Origin of the sequence: Nitrosarchaeum koreense MY1 (assembly GCF_000220175.1) — an archaeon.
Taxonomy (GTDB): Archaea; Thermoproteota; Nitrososphaeria; order Nitrososphaerales; family Nitrosopumilaceae; genus Nitrosarchaeum; species Nitrosarchaeum koreense.
Genome location: NZ_AFPU01000001.1, coordinates 1119931 through 1134950, shown reverse-complemented (window position 1 = coordinate 1134950; position 15020 = coordinate 1119931). Strand labels below are relative to the sequence as shown.

Sequence of the window (15020 nt, the reverse complement as noted above, 5' to 3'; positions counted from 1 at the left end):
GATGAATTTTACAGTTGGAATAATTGCAGCAGTGGGCGTTTTAGTGGCAATCAGTTTGGTTTTCATTTCAATGGATCCTGGATATATCGTAGAACCTGAAGCAAAACCTGTTGCATGTACTATGCAATATGATCCAGTTTGCGGTGTTGATGGTATAACTTATGGTAATTCATGTATGTTAGGTGCAGCAAATGTACAGCTTGCGTATCCTGGTGAATGTGTGGTTCAAAAACCATTGCAAGATGGATTTACTAGAATGACATCTACACAACATCCAGGAGTTGGCCACGAAGCGCATCAATCAGTTTCAGTCATTCCATTATCTGATAAAGTTTATTCTGGCACATTACATTATGATGCATCTGAACCAATTCAACTAATTGCATTACATGGTCCACTAAAAGATGGTGAAGCTAAAGGCCAACCGACTTGGACTCTTGATGGTACAACAAAATATGCACTTACATTTGTAACTCCAGATGATACAACTGGAGAGTGGAAGTTTGCAGGTAATGCAGTTGCAATTCACACAAAAAATACAACACCATTTACTGTTGATTACAAAGTTGATAGTTTGATGTCTGATACTGTGATGTCTGGAACTATGGATTCAGTACAAGACCCTGGAATGGGACACGAGTCACATCAAATTGCAGTAATCATTGCTCCATCAAGTGACGTTTATTCTGGAATTTTATCATACTCTGCATCAGAACCAATTCAACTAATTTCACTAAGAGGTCCAATTGGTCCTGATGAAAATCCTGAGAAGACTTGGACTGTAGATGGTACAAATATCTTTGAGATGACTTTTGTTGATCCTAAAAATGCAATGGGCTCTTGGGAGTTTTCAGGAAATGCACTTGCAGTTCACACTAAAAACACTACTCAATTTACAGTAAGTTACTCTCTTACTGCTGTGAAATCACCTGGAATGGTATCTCCAGTAATGACAATGCTTGCCCTTCCAACAACTCATACAGTTTCAATTCCACAAGGTGTGTCGTCTCCTGGATGTGAGACTAGTAATTCTTGCTATCTGCCATATTCTTTAGAGATTAATGTTGGTGACACTGTCTCATGGAGTAATGATGATACTGCAGCACACACTGTGACTTCTGGAACTCCAGATGGAATTGATGGTGTATTTGATTCTGGATTGTTTATGTCTGGTTCTACTTTTGATTTTACTTTTGATAATGCAGGAACATATCCTTACTTTTGTTTGGTTCATCCTTGGATGATTGGACAAATTGGTGTAAATGAATTTGAAGAGATGTATGTAAATCCAGTTGAAGAACCTGCACCAGTTGAAGAACCAACTCCAGAACCAATTGCAGAGCCAATTGAAGAACCTGCACCAGTTGAAGAGCCAGTTGTAGAACCAACTCCAGAACCAACTGAGAAACGTTCAGCACCAGTTGAAGTTACAATGGCATTAGGGTCAAGTTCTCCTGGATGTGAAAGTACAAACGAATGCTATCTTCCATATACAGTTGAAATTTACTCTGGAGAGCCAGTAGTTTGGGTTAATGCAGATTCTGCAGCTCATACAGTAACTAGTGGAGTAAATGCAGTACATGATGGATTATTTGATTCAGGAATGATAATACCTAAAGAAACATGGGAGAATTTCTTTACTGATGCTGGTGAGTATGATTATTACTGCATGTTGCATCCTTGGATGACAGGCAAAGTTATTGTTCAGTAGATTGTATGCTCTAAAACCCAATTGCGGTATTGACCAGTCAGTTTGATATTCTACAATCATATGTTTTGTTTCATTCAATCTTTAGACTATGCATCATTTACTAATCTGTATTGTAAAATCATCTTATAGTGCAATTATCTTACTTCCATGTTCTGTGGATTCAAATTTGTATATTTTTTCCACATTTGAATCCTCAAATATCTCTGAATCATGCGTAATTATGATAAATTGCATCGGTTTTCCAATATTTGCGATATCTGATAATTGAGACAATACTCCAACAAGTGCTTTTTTACGTTCTGCATCAAGGTGAGTTGTAGGCTCATCTAATATCATTAAATTGAGATTGGATGCCCCAAGCAAACTCGCCATGCCTAATCTGAGGGCAAGTGCAACGCTGACTTGTTCTCCACCACTTAGGGATTCTAAATCTAACATTTCACTTTTGGAATAACATGTAATTGATATGTCTCTTGCTTTTTCTGATAGCACAATTCTTTGAATTTTTGTATTAAGCAGTGTGAGATACTCTGAAGATTTTGCCGAGATTGTATTTAGTGCCCATGATCTTAAACTCATTGCAACAGGACCATCTCTACTAAAAATATTCATTTGAATGATATCTAATTTTTCAATATACTTCTTAACAACTTTAAGATCTGATACTATTTTTTGTGTTGTTTTTATTTGCTCTTCATACTTTGATATTTTTTCTATTATTGCACCTAGGTGTTGATCTGTTTGTGAAAGAACAGTTTGTTTTTCATTAATTGATTTTTTTAGATTTAAAAATTCATCTTCATTAAACCCTTTAGTCTCTTGCTCTAATTTTGTAATGATCTCAAAAATTCTTTTTGCATTAGAGTCTATCTGAGATATTTCTAATAAATTACCGTTAATAGATAATGGAATTTTTTGTACGTTTTCTTTTTTTAATTTTATTTCTCCTTGAATTTTTCTTATATCTTCTTGATCCTTAATGGCATGTGCTCTTAATGTTGCTTCAGCATTTCTTACGTCTTGAAGTCTTTTAGAAAACTCTGCCCTTTTTTGATTATATGATAAACGTTCTTTTTCTGCTGAAATAATTTGTTCTTTAATAGATACGATCTCTTGCTTTAGATGCTCTTCTTGAAATAATGGATTTAGTTTTTCAACTTTAGAGTCACATACTGGACATTTGTTGTCCTTTAATTGGATTTTTTCAGCTAATGCTTGTTTTTCTTTAAGCGATGCAACTTTGCCTGTTAATTCCTGAATTTTTTTTTGGTTTTCTTCTACTGCCAATTCTATTCTTTCCATTTTTGATTCCAAATCATTTTTCAGACTAATATGCTCAAAACATCCCTCACAATCACGTATTTTGTGCTCTTTTTCGGCAATTTCTCGCTGAATTTCTTGAATTGCCTCTTTTGCATATGATTGCAGTTCTTTCTTCCTTAATTCTAGTTGATTCCTCTTATCTATTTTTGGGGATTCTATCTCTAGTTTTACTCTAAGCGATGATACTTCTTTTTGTAATTCAATTTGTTTTAAAACAAGTTGTTCTTTTTGTGGTTTAGATTCTTCTAATTCTACCATGATTTTTTGTAATTCTCGTAATAAAATATCAATATGTGTATCATCATATCCTTTCTTATCTCTTATCTTTTCTCGGAAATTTTTTGTAATTGTTTTCATTGCCTCTGATGCTACATCTAGTTTATCGATTCCAATTATTGCATTTAGTAGTTCTTTGAACTCTTTTGGTTTTGCTTTGATTATTGCATTTAATTCTCCTTGTTGCACTATTGATGCAATCTTTAACTTCTCAAACCCTAATCCTATTGTTTTTTCAACTTCTTGTGTCATCGATTCACCAAATTGCTTTCTTTCACCAGCCGCAATTTCTAAAAATTCATCATTAGCATTTTCACTGAATTTTGCAGCAAGTCCACCTTTGTTATCTATTTTTCTTACTGCTTGGTATTGTTTGCCATTGATGTTAAATTCCACTTTAGCAAATCCCTGATTAGATCCTCTTTTTATCAATCCCTTATTTGATTTTCTAGTATGTTGTCCAAACAATGCAAATGTAATTGCGTCTATGATGCTTGATTTTCCTGCTCCGTTTTGTCCTACAAATACCGTTACCCCATTTCCGAATTCTAATCTTGTTTGAGAATGTGATAAAAAATCTCCTAATTCAATTGCCGTTATCATTTACTTTCTCCTTTTTGTATTTCTCAAAGTTTTCAATAATGATCTGAGTAGCTTCTTTGATCTGAGCAGATGACAATAATGGAAGTAATTCCTTTATGGCGAAGTTTGCAATTTGTTCTGAACCACTTGCATCAACTGCTAATCTGAGCATTTCATAGTCAATTGAATTTGGTCTTTCTAGGAATACTGATGACTCTGATATCTCTTTGGATATAATTCGCCAAAAACATCTCAATGTTTGTTGATATAACCTTGAAATTTGTGCCTGAATTTGGTCAGTTTCTATGTTTTCACCTTGAATTTTTATTTCTACTATTGGTTTTCGCTCTATATTGCATATTTTTGAAGAGATTTCATCTACTACTTTTGTTAATTCATCATAGTTTGTTTTAAATGAAAATTGTTGTCTTGTATCTAACTCAATCCAATTGTTTTTTACTTCTTTTTCAGAAATATCTACTTCAAAGAATCCCTTCTTCGTTTCCTTGATTCCTTCACTTGTTGTTAATTCTATTGATCCTGGATAAGCTACTGGTCCGTTTAGATGACTAAATTGTTTGATATCATGATCATGCAAATGACCCATTGCATAATATGTAAAATTTTTTGGTAAATCTGTTGACTGTAATTCTCCTGCAAACTTGTTAAACTCTGTAATTCCTTGATGTAATACTAGAATTTTATGTCCTGCATGTTTGCTTGCAATTTCATCTACTGCTCTGAACTTTTCTTCAAATTGCGGAATTTCTGTTTTCCTTATTTTATCAAATCCCACTATCAACACTCCTTTATGATTAATTGGATTTCCCTGTCCTATGTATCTTGAAAACTCTAAGTTGTGATACACATATGAAATTGGAGTTGCACGAATTCTACTTATGTCATGCTCTCCTAAAATAAAAAATGAATCAATGCTATTTTTTTTTAATCTCTTTAACGCATTTGCCATTTGAATAATTGCAGTACCATTTGGATTTGGTATGTGAAAAATATCTCCTGCAAATATTACAAAATCTACATGATCTTTAATTGAAATATCTATGGCTTGATTAAAAACATGATATACATCATGTTCTCTTTCCTCTGAACCATACTGTACTAGTCCTAGATGAGTATCTGAAATATGTGAAAACAGCATTAGTCTAACAACAAATCTTTCTTGACAAGTCCTTGAGTTGATTCTACGGCAATCTCATTCATCTTTTCTGCATTTGCCCATGCATTAACCGCACTTTGATCTGCTCCCATAATCTTTTCCTTTACTTCTTCAACGTGTACTAGCGAGGGTAAATTGGTCCATTGTCCTACCAATACTGCATCTCCTACATTCAAAGAAGTCAATTGAGCAATTAATTCACGACTAGTAGATTCTGTGGCAGCTGCTATTTGGCGTTGATCATCTTCTTGTATTATTTTCATTATAGCGAAAGATCCTAATTGACTGAGAACGTTCAGATCTACACTTCTTGGTCTCTGTGACACTATTCCTAAGCCTAATCCGAACTTTCTTCCTTCTCTGGCAATTTTGGCTGCCCAATATTTTGCACTTGTGTCATGATCTTTTGGAATAAACACATGCGCTTCTTCTATTATTACAAAAATAGGTGAATCAAATTTGTAATTTCTCTCTCTTTTTGATCTTCCATGTTTTACAATACTGGCATCTTTTCTGTCTTTGAGTAGTTGTTGTAAATAGAATGCCAGTGCAACGTTTGCTTGTTTTTCAGATAATTCTGAAATATTTAAAATATTTGTCCGTCCCTCTTTGATAAAACTAATTGGGTCTCCCATATCTGGATCCAATATGTCTTCAAATCTTCTTTGAGCTTCCTCTATGATGTCTTGAACTCTATATGCTGATGTTCTGATTTCTTTGATTTTTTTGTCTTCTGAATTTACAATGAATTCTACTTCTGTTTCTAATTTCTTCCAAAATTCTTTTGATTCTTTTACTTGTTTTGTAAATGCCATTCTTAATACTCTTTGTTGTACATTTGCACCGTCTCTAATTTCTAAAACTTCTGATAATTGATCTGCATCCAATAATCTAGGATTAATTTTTGCATCAATTACATTTATTCGTGGAATGTTTAATGTTGTATAGTCATTATGATAATCAAAAATTATCACTGTCCCTTTTAGTTTACCAATCTGTTTTGTAATTAATGAAACAAGATTGCTTTTCCCCATTCCAGTCATCGCTAAAATTCCTAAATGTCTTGCAACAATTTTATCGAGATTGATTTTAGCTTCAATTGATTTTTCTCTTAATAAATTTCCAATTTTGACCCAACCCTCTTTTTGTGGGCTGAAAATAGCCTCCAAATCCTCTTTTGTTGGCTGTGATATTGGTGTTCCTGGAATTGGTGGAACTGCTGGTATAATTGATTGTCCCTTTCGTAAATTTTCTAAAAATCCTAAAATTCCGATATGTGCAGTGTATGTTTTATCTCTCTTGTTTATCTCTGCAATTTCTGTGCTTTCAAATGCTTCATCAAAATTTTTAACATCTGCAAATGCAGCACTTGACACAGATGATTTTTCAACTAATCCTAGAATCTCTCCTTCATCTGAATCAATTTTAATATATTCTCCAACCGAAAGCGGTCTTGATGTAATAGCCGTTACAAATGTGGGCTTTGATTCTCCTATTACAAAACCTGTATTCAACTTAAAACCTCGCGTGAACCAATTTCGTTACTCAATCCTAACAAGCTAACCATTTTTGCAAGTTCTTTGTCAGATATTTTACAGTTGTTATGTGCCAGCTTCAATGCATATGGATATCCTCCAACGCTACTTTTGTATAGTTTATTCATTATTGATTTTATTTCATCGTTATCTCTATTTCCACCTAAAAATTCTAGCTTTATGATTGGTGTTGAATCACTTAATCTCACAAATGTAGAAGAAATTACTTTATCTGCTCCATATTTCTTTTCAACAAATATCTTGCTAAATCCTGCACCTTTTGTTATGTGATTATAATAAAAAATATCTCCTGCTAACGAACCTAGATTCTCAAATTGTTTTTTTGTATTTGACGTCTTTGCAATAAAAATTACATTGTCTCTTTTTTTTATTGTTTTTACAACCATTGCATCTAATGATGATTGTCTTGTCATAAATTGTGAATGAAGTGACCCATCCATTAATACCAAATCTACTGAATCAACAGTTTTTTCACATGCCTCAATTTCCATTTTGCTTGCAATTTTTGATAGATCTATATCCGAACCTAATCCGGAATCATGTAAATCTATCAATACTTCTCCATTTGATTTAATTGATACTGCAGTTGTTGCCCAAAGTTCAATTCCTTGAAATCTTGTATTGTTAAAACTACTGTCTATTCCAGCAGTACTCACGTCTTGTTTTGTAGGCGTAAATTCTACCCAATTCTGCTTTGCTTTCTGTAAAATCTGTTCAAATTTAGGTCCTTTTAGAATGGACAGCATTTTTTCCCTATTGATGATGGCATCTTTGTATACAGTATTTAGCACAACAATACTTTGTTGGTTCGAATAAAATCTTTAGGTTATACTGACTATTCACCTATGTGATACTTAAGTTAAACTTAACCTATTCTACCTTTCAAAACAATCTTTTCACTAGTGCCTGATGGAGTTGAACTATCGATGTATCTAATTTCGTATTCATCACCAATGTGAATTGTCTTTCCATTAATCATTCTTGGAATTTTTATTTTTACTTCAAAAATTCCTGTATTTTTTCCAGTCTCTACTAAATAATTGGAATTTGCATCAAAACCAGGATTTGTCAAACTCGTTCTAATTCCACCTTCCCCTCTAAATTCAAATTGACTCAAAGATATCTTGTCTTCATTTTTAGAATCTCTATTTGCATCTTGTTCGTAAATTCGTAATGTAAATTCATGACCTATCCTGGAACCTCCTCCCACACTCTCAACATTTGCATATGTTTTTGATAATGAAACTGATTGTGTTATGGTCTGTTTATCCCCTGAATAATCTGATGCATCCAAATATTTTATCAAAACAACATCATCTTGACTCAAAGGCCTTCCATTAATGGTATCGGGTAATTGCAATTTCACATAAAACTCTCCAGTGTCAGGACCAGTTTCAATCATAGTTGAAGGACCATCAATCGAAACTCCATTAATTGTAAACTCAAATAATCCTGCAGTAGACACTGTCTCTACACCGTTATGGGCCACATTCAAGTCATCATCCTGGATGTAAAAATTAATCACACTACCCGTTGATGCTGGAACCACTTTGACACTCTCTTGCTTTTTTATTGGAGTCGTAGTCTTTTCTAGGTCTTTAATGAAAACATCTGAATTTGTAGTAACTTGAGTAGTTACTCTAACTTCAATTTTTCCTAAACCTCTTTTTTCTAATCTATCTGCAGTTTCTTCACTGACACATGCTGGAGACCCGTTATTTCTAATCACTAAGGAAAAACCATCTTTGCAAGAAACATCCTCTGCAGAAACTCCCCTTTTCATCTGCTTTCTTGGTGATTCTGCATCTACACTAGTGAAACTTCCTACAATTCCAATAGATAATATCAAAAATAAGACAATTCCAAATAATGCCTTACTCATGCCCAACTTCATAATTTCATTATTCATTTTTTACCATAAATAGATTGATGATAAATCATACTAGTTTCAAATTATCGACTCTGATAATCTAACCATTAATTATATTTAATAAAATTAATTTCTCACTATGAAATTTGTTTTTGCCTCTGTTGTTCTATTGATGTTGATCCCAACTAGTTTTGCTTTTGGCAGTCATGTCATTGATGATATGGATGCATTTGCCCAGTATCTGGATATCACTCAAATCTCATCTGAAAAGTATGTCCTAACAGTTGATGATAAGACATATGATATTCATTATGGGTACCATGGCAGTTTTGAAGTCAATCTAGAAAAAACACAAGAATATCCAAAGTTGTCTTTTATGGAAATAATCCCTGAAAAAAAGTCAATTCAAATTACTATGGAGAGCGTTCCTTTAACTAGTATTTTTTGGCTACGATTACCACTTGATGTGATCTCTGCTGAAGGTGCACAATACAAGCTAACAATTGACGGTGTAGATACACAATATGACCTAATCAAATATCCTGACAACTATGCATTGGGAATGATGCTCCCAAAGGATGCAAAAAATGTTGAAATTATTGGAACATATGTTGTTCCTGAATTTGGTATGCTGCCAATTATGATTTTAGGAATTATTCTTGCTGGTACAATTTACCTTGCTAGAAAATCTTCTTTTGGCTCAAGACTAGAATTAATTAAGTGATTATTCCAAGTAAAATAACTTGAAAAGAATTGGGCTCTTGGGATGTGGTGCAATTGGGACTCAAATTGCATTGGCAATTGATTCAGGTAAAATTCCTGGCACTCTAACTCATGTGTATGATACCTCAAAAGATGCATCATCTAGTTTGGTTAGTAAATTAAAAAATAAACCAATTATTGTTGAAAACCCTCACCTTCTTTCATCATACCCAGTTGATATCGTAGTAGAAGCAGCATCACAAGAAGCAGTTAGAAATGTAGCTCACAGTGTCTTGCAAAATAAACGAGACCTAATGATCATGAGTGTTGGGGCATTACTTGATGAATCAATCTATGATATTTTATCTGAAGCATGTGAGCATTTTCATAAAACAATTTACTTACCGTCTGGTGCAATTGGTGGACTGGATACAATAAAATCCGTCTCTGATTTACTAGAATCAGTTACATTAACTACTACCAAACATCCAAAATCACTCAAGGGTGCAAAATTCTTTGAGACATCAAAGATTGATCTAGAAAAAATCACAACACAAACAATCATCTTTGAAGGAACCGCAAAAGAAGCAGTATCACAATTTCCTGCAAACATCAATGTTGCAGCATTACTTAGTCTAGTTGGAGTAGGTAGTGAAAAGACAATGGTAAAAATTGTTGCAGACCCAAACACTGACAAAAACACTCACACCATTGTTGCTCAAGGAAAATTTGGAAAGATGTCTTTTAACATTGAAAACATCCCAGATGAGACAAACCCAAAGACTAGCAAACTTGCAATTTTATCTGCAATTGAAACTCTAAGAAAATACTGCTCCAGTGGAATATCTATTGGAACATAATATGGCAAAAATTGCCATAATTGCCTATTTTCTAGAGTAAACCGGACCTGATCTTATTCTTTAAATGACTACCTCATGCATTGACTTTGGAAATGCTAGTTCAACAATCATCGAGTCTCAAAGAGGAAATCATACGTCTAAAAAAAGAAAAAGATGTTGTTATCTTGGCTCATAATTATCAAATTCCAGATGTTCAAGATATCGCAGATTTTACTGGTGATTCACTAGGCTTATCAAGACAAGCAGCCAAAGTTCCTCAAAAAACAATTCTCTTTTGTGGTGTCCACTTTATGGCAGAGACTGCTGCAATCATCTCACCTGAAAAAAGAGTATTGATTCCTGATTTAGAAGCTGGATGTTCTCTATCTGATTCTATAACTATAGATGAACTAAGAAACTGGAAGAAACAACATCCAAATGCAATCACAGTTGGTTATGTAAATACAACTGCAGAGATAAAATCTGAATTAGATTACTGTTGCACTTCAGCAAATGCTGTAAATGTAGTAAAGGCAATTCCTGCTGATAAAGAGATTTTATTTTTACCTGACATGTTTCTGGGTTCTTATGTTGCTAAAGTTACTGGAAGAAAGAACATGTTCATCTGGGCAGGAGAGTGCCATGTACATGCCGGCATCAAACCCGAAGATATCACAGAAAAACTAAATTCACTCAAAGACGCTGAATTTGTAATTCATCCTGAATGTAGTTGTACCACACCAATGATGTATGATGCAGCAGCTGGAAGTTTTGATGGAAACAAAGTATCTATCTTATCTACAGAAGGAATGCTTAATCATGTACATAATTCCAAAGCCAAAAATTTCGTTGTTGCAACTGAAACTGGAATTTTATACAAAATGAAACAACAAAATCCAGACAAAAATTTCATTCCAGCATCTGAAAAAGCAGAATGCCAATACATGAAGATGATAACCCTTGAAAAAGTCTATGACGCTTTAATTCAAGAGAAAAACCAAGTTATAGTGCCAAAAGAGATTGCAGACAAGGCAAGAACAGCAATTGAAAGAATGCTTGCAATTAGCTAGATTCTTTCTAATTAAATCTATTTTTAATTTCACTGTGATTTTCTCCTGAATTCTTTTCTTGATATTCTTACATAAAATTAAAAAGGTTAGACCTCAAATTATGTGATGAAATCAAAATTAATGATTCTTGTTATTATTATTGTAGTAATGTCTTCATTTGTCTTATTTTTTGGATATATTGGTCAGGGTGGAGTGAGGCATGTTCAAATTTATCTTCCTGAGAAAATCGAATCTACAATTTCATTTCAAAATATAGAAAATGAAACAAAAATCGTAGGTCTGAGTGGAATAAGCGGTATTAATCCTACATTGGTAAGCAGAACAGATTATGATTACATTCTAACAATCCACAATTATGATGAAATTCCACACATGTTTTTCATAGATGGATTAAATGCACATTCCAAAGTAATTCAACCAAATCAAAATGTAACAATGACTGTCTATTCATTAGAAGAAGGTGAATACGATTATTTCGATAGATTTGAACCTGCCAAAAAACTCGGCACTTTTAAAATAGTACAAGTTGGATTGCTAAACAAATATCCCTAATTCTCAATTAATTTACAAACATTATCTCATTTTTATGCAAAGCTGAAGGTTTATTGGCATAAATTAATTCTTTTAACCGTAATTGGTATGTTTGGTCTAAACTCAAAAGAATCTAAAGAAAAAAACCTTTTACAAAAAAGAAAAGAGTTGCGAAAACTAGTCAAGAAAAAACAGCATGACGATGCTTTGAAATTAGGATTGGAAATACTACAAAAAGCACCCTATGAACAAAATGTCTTGTTTATTGTAGGTGGCATCTATTACATGAAAAATCAATATCAAACGGCCATCCCATATTTTGAAAGAGCTTTAGATATTGGTGCTTATGATGTTGAAGTTTTAACTCTCAAAGCAAATTCGCATTATTTTCTTGGGGAACCAAAAAAAGCGCTTGCATGCTGTGAAAAAATCAAAGAAATTGATCCAAAAAATAAAGCAGTTGCTGAATTACTATCTAAAATAAACTGATCACACTTCTAAACTCATGTCTATTCCTTTGACAGAGTTTGTAATACTTCCAACAGATATGATATCTACTCCTGTTTTTCCATACTTTGCAATATTTTTTACATTAATTCCACCTGATGCTTCAAGTAATACTTTGTCTCGCAACTTTTCTCCTTTGAGAACATGAATTGTTTTTTTAATTTGTTTTGGTGAAAAATTATCTAACATAATTATCGTAGCCCCTTCTCTTGCTGCCAATATTGCATCTGCTGTATTTTCTACTTCAACTTCGAATTTCTTATGTTTTTTCTTTGCACTTTTAATCAAAGACAACAAAGAATCACTTACTGCAATGTGATTGTCTTTTATCATCACCATCTCATCTAATCTTAATCGATGTCTTACTCCTCCTCCAATCTCTACTGCCTCTTTATCGAAATATCTCAGGCCAGGAGCCGTCTTTCTTGTGGCATACAATTTAGTTTTATTTGAAATCTTTTTTACCAATTCACTAGTCTGAGTAGCAATCCCGCTCATCCTTGTAAGTAAATTAAGCGCAGTTCTTTCACATGTGAGAATCTTCCCCGCATCCCCCGTTATCTTCAAAATTACATCATTTGGATTTACTCTACTGCCATCTTTTTTTACAATTGTAACATTACATCCTTTTAATTTGAAAATCTCTCTTGCATGATTAACACCTGCAACTATAGCTTTTTCCCTTGAGATAATTTTAGCAGTAATTTTTTTTCTAGGTAGAAGAACACTTGTGATATCTCCTTTGCCAATATCTTCAGCTAAAAATGCAATTAACTGTTTTTTAGAATTAAATGAAATCATGATGATATTGAATCTAGTATGATTTTAAAGATTTTACGTGACTTTGATTGCGTACTTGCCTTTTTGTTTAATTCCCAATGTCTTTGAAATTTGAGAATTTGTTGGGTCTACAACTAGTACGACTCCATTCCAGTCTGGTGTCAAATCAGATGATTTGCATGCTGGACAAACTTTACCTGTAGTTACAAACTTGCATTTTCTACAAGCCATCTCTCGAGCCATTTAACTTGCCTCTACTTTAGCTTCTTTTGAATCGCTAGAACCGCCAGATGATTTTTTAATCTCTTCTGCAATCCATGCATCTGCACCAAGGAATGGTTGTCTGCATGTGATTCCGATCTTTCCCATTGCAGCAGCTTTACCTAATGATACTGCAGTAATTCTTGCTCTAAGTGTGGAACCAACTTTTAATGTTCTACCACTTTGATTAGCTAAAATCATTCCAGACTTTACATCACTCTTTAGATAGTCATCCATAACTTGTGACAAGTGTAGTAATGCATCAGTTGGACCAATTCTTACAAATGCTCCAAAGTCTGTAATGTCTACAATTTCTCCTTGAACGATTTCTTGGAGTTTTGGATAAAATGTCAATGCTTCAAACTCTACTCTGTGAAAAGTTCCACCGTCTCCGGCAATCATCTTTCCCATTTCGTCAACTTTGGCATCTAAAATCATAATGATGTAACCTAATTCTGCATTAATCATGCTCTCATACTTGTCTTTGAGAATGTTTGTTGCAGCCTTTTTGAGTGCGGTTCCAAACAAGCTTGGTGGAATCCTAACAACATCAACTAGGGTGGATATAGAAAACAACTGTGTGTTTTTGTTGAATTTGAATTTATGAATCTTTGGGTAATTTACGCATTGTTTGAGTAAATTTTTATCAATTTTCCAAATAATCTGCGTTTTTTTACTCATCTAACCTATGTTTAAATAATGTAAAGCGACTTTTTGACCCAATGGTCGGAGTAGATCAAGTTCTTGAAAAACTTAGCACAGTAATTGATCCGGATTTGAAAAAAGACATCGTATCTATGGGAATGATCAAAGACCTTGAACTTAATGATAATAATCTAAAATTTACTTTGGAGCTTACTACTCCAGCATGTCCATTTAATGTAGAGATTGAAGATGATGTTAGAAAAGCAATAGGTGAACTCAAAGAACTCAAAAATTTTGATATGAAAGTAACTGCAAAAGTGATGGAAGGTCGTTCCCTTGATGCAGACACCAGTATGGCAACTGTCAAAAATATTATCGGAGTTGCAAGTGGTAAAGGCGGTGTAGGGAAATCTACTGTCTCTTTGAATTTGGCTTTAGCTTTGCAACAAACTGGTGCTAAAGTTGGCTTGCTTGATGCAGATATCTATGGTCCAAGTATTCCTCTAATGCTTGGCATGAAAAGTGGTCACATGGAAGTAGAAGACAACAAGCTACAACCTGCAAAATATAATGGTCTTCAAGTAGTCTCTTTTGGATTTTTTGCAGAACAATCACATCAAGCAGCAATTTACAGAGGCCCAATCATTTCCGGAATCTTAAAACAATTTTTAGTTGATACTAATTGGTCTGATTTAGATTATCTAATTGTAGACCTACCACCAGGTACTGGTGATATTCCATTAACACTTGCACAAACAATTCCAATTACTGGCATTTTGGTTGTAACTACTCCACAAGATGTAGCAAGCAATGTTGCAGTAAAAGCAATCAGCATGTTTGAAAAATTAAATGTCCCAATTATTGGTGTTGTAGAAAACATGAGTCACTTTATCTGTCCAAGCTGTAACGATAAACACTATATCTTTGGTGATGGTGGTGCACAAAAAATCAGTGAACAATTTAAAATTCCCTTCTTAGGTGAAATTCCATTAAACTCTGGAATAATGTCAGGTTCTGATTTAGGTAAACCAATCATGATTACTAGTCCTGATTCTCCAAGTGCAATTGCATTTAGAACTAGTGCAAAAAATATTGCAGCTCAATGTAGTATTCTTGCTGCAAAGATGCAAGACGAGATGAAGTCTGCAGAGACGCCTGAAGATACTCCAAAAACAAACTAAGCGATTTTT

General features: G+C 33.7%; 15 protein-coding genes. 7 read left to right on the top strand and 8 right to left on the bottom strand.

Annotation, left to right across the window (positions count from 1 at the left end; translation table 11 throughout):
* Nucleotide 1: 1 nt before the first annotated feature.
* A complete protein-coding gene (locus MY1_RS09415) occupies nt 2–1711 on the top strand; it encodes a plastocyanin/azurin family copper-binding protein (RefSeq protein WP_007551094.1) in 1710 nt (569 codons plus the stop codon).
* Nucleotides 1712–1834: 123 nt separating this feature from the next.
* On the opposite strand, the gene MY1_RS06580 is transcribed toward MY1_RS09415, so the two are convergent.
* The 5 genes from MY1_RS06580 to MY1_RS06560 all read right to left on the bottom strand — a co-directional run bounded on the left by MY1_RS06580 (nt 1835) and on the right by MY1_RS06560 (nt 8534).
* Nucleotides 1835–3913, bottom strand: coding sequence for an AAA family ATPase (locus tag MY1_RS06580; RefSeq protein ID WP_007551093.1), 2079 nt, complete (start codon nt 3911–3913; stop codon nt 1835–1837).
* On the bottom strand, nt 3897–5051 hold the full coding sequence (locus tag MY1_RS06575) for a DNA repair exonuclease (RefSeq protein WP_007551092.1): 1155 nt from the start codon (nt 5049–5051) through the stop codon (nt 3897–3899). The genes MY1_RS06580 and MY1_RS06575 overlap by 17 nt, the downstream gene beginning before the upstream one ends.
* Nucleotides 5051–6583, bottom strand: a complete 1533-nt coding sequence (locus MY1_RS06570; RefSeq protein WP_007551091.1) for an ATP-binding protein — start codon at nt 6581–6583, stop codon at nt 5051–5053. Before MY1_RS06570 ends, MY1_RS06575 begins: the two co-directional genes overlap by 1 nt.
* Nucleotides 6580–7371, bottom strand: coding sequence for a DNA double-strand break repair nuclease NurA (locus MY1_RS06565; protein ID WP_007551090.1), 792 nt, complete (start codon nt 7369–7371; stop codon nt 6580–6582). Before MY1_RS06565 ends, MY1_RS06570 begins: the two co-directional genes overlap by 4 nt.
* Before the next feature lie 119 nt (nt 7372–7490).
* Nucleotides 7491–8534 (bottom strand): hypothetical protein, encoded by a 1044-nt coding sequence (locus MY1_RS06560; RefSeq protein ID WP_007551088.1) that lies wholly within the window; start codon nt 8532–8534, stop codon nt 7491–7493.
* Nucleotides 8535–8634: 100 nt separating this feature from the next.
* Here MY1_RS06560 and MY1_RS06555 point away from each other — a divergent pair, with 100 nt between their 5' ends.
* The 5 genes from MY1_RS06555 to MY1_RS06535 all read left to right on the top strand — a co-directional run bounded on the left by MY1_RS06555 (nt 8635) and on the right by MY1_RS06535 (nt 12126).
* Nucleotides 8635–9219, top strand: coding sequence for a PEFG-CTERM sorting domain-containing protein (locus MY1_RS06555; protein ID WP_048109941.1), 585 nt, complete (start codon nt 8635–8637; stop codon nt 9217–9219).
* A gap of 19 nt (nt 9220–9238) precedes the next feature.
* Entirely contained in the window at nt 9239–10057 is an 819-nt protein-coding gene (locus tag MY1_RS06550; protein ID WP_048109939.1) for an aspartate dehydrogenase, read from the top strand.
* A gap of 92 nt (nt 10058–10149) precedes the next feature.
* Nucleotides 10150–11106 carry a quinolinate synthase NadA gene (nadA, locus tag MY1_RS06545; RefSeq protein WP_007551084.1) on the top strand — a complete coding sequence of 319 codons (957 nt, stop codon included), beginning with the start codon at nt 10150–10152 and terminating at the stop codon, nt 11104–11106.
* 105 nt (nt 11107–11211) lie between these two features.
* On the top strand, nt 11212–11658 hold the full coding sequence (locus MY1_RS06540; protein WP_048109937.1) for a cupredoxin domain-containing protein: 447 nt from the start codon (nt 11212–11214) through the stop codon (nt 11656–11658).
* An 87-nt stretch (nt 11659–11745) separates the two neighbouring features.
* Nucleotides 11746–12126, top strand: coding sequence for a tetratricopeptide repeat protein (locus tag MY1_RS06535; RefSeq protein WP_007551082.1), 381 nt, complete (start codon nt 11746–11748; stop codon nt 12124–12126).
* Here MY1_RS06535 and nadC read toward each other — a convergent pair whose 3' ends face one another.
* Genes nadC through MY1_RS06520 form a run of 3 tightly spaced genes read right to left on the bottom strand, consistent with a single transcriptional unit; the run spans nt 12127 to nt 13866 of the window.
* Complete coding sequence (nadC, locus tag MY1_RS06530; protein WP_007551081.1) at nt 12127–12945, bottom strand: carboxylating nicotinate-nucleotide diphosphorylase; 819 nt, start codon at nt 12943–12945, stop codon at nt 12127–12129. It lies immediately after the preceding gene.
* A 33-nt stretch (nt 12946–12978) separates the two neighbouring features.
* On the bottom strand, nt 12979–13167 hold the full coding sequence (spt4, locus tag MY1_RS06525) for a transcription elongation factor subunit Spt4 (RefSeq protein WP_007551079.1): 189 nt from the start codon (nt 13165–13167) through the stop codon (nt 12979–12981).
* On the bottom strand, nt 13168–13866 hold the full coding sequence (locus tag MY1_RS06520) for a DNA-directed RNA polymerase (RefSeq protein ID WP_007551077.1): 699 nt from the start codon (nt 13864–13866) through the stop codon (nt 13168–13170).
* Nucleotides 13867–13907: 41 nt separating this feature from the next.
* On the opposite strand from MY1_RS06520, the gene MY1_RS06515 reads away from it, so the two are divergent.
* Nucleotides 13908–15011 carry an Mrp/NBP35 family ATP-binding protein gene (locus MY1_RS06515; RefSeq protein WP_007551075.1) on the top strand — a complete coding sequence of 368 codons (1104 nt, stop codon included), beginning with the start codon at nt 13908–13910 and terminating at the stop codon, nt 15009–15011.
* The last annotated feature ends 9 nt before the right edge of the window (nt 15012–15020 follow it).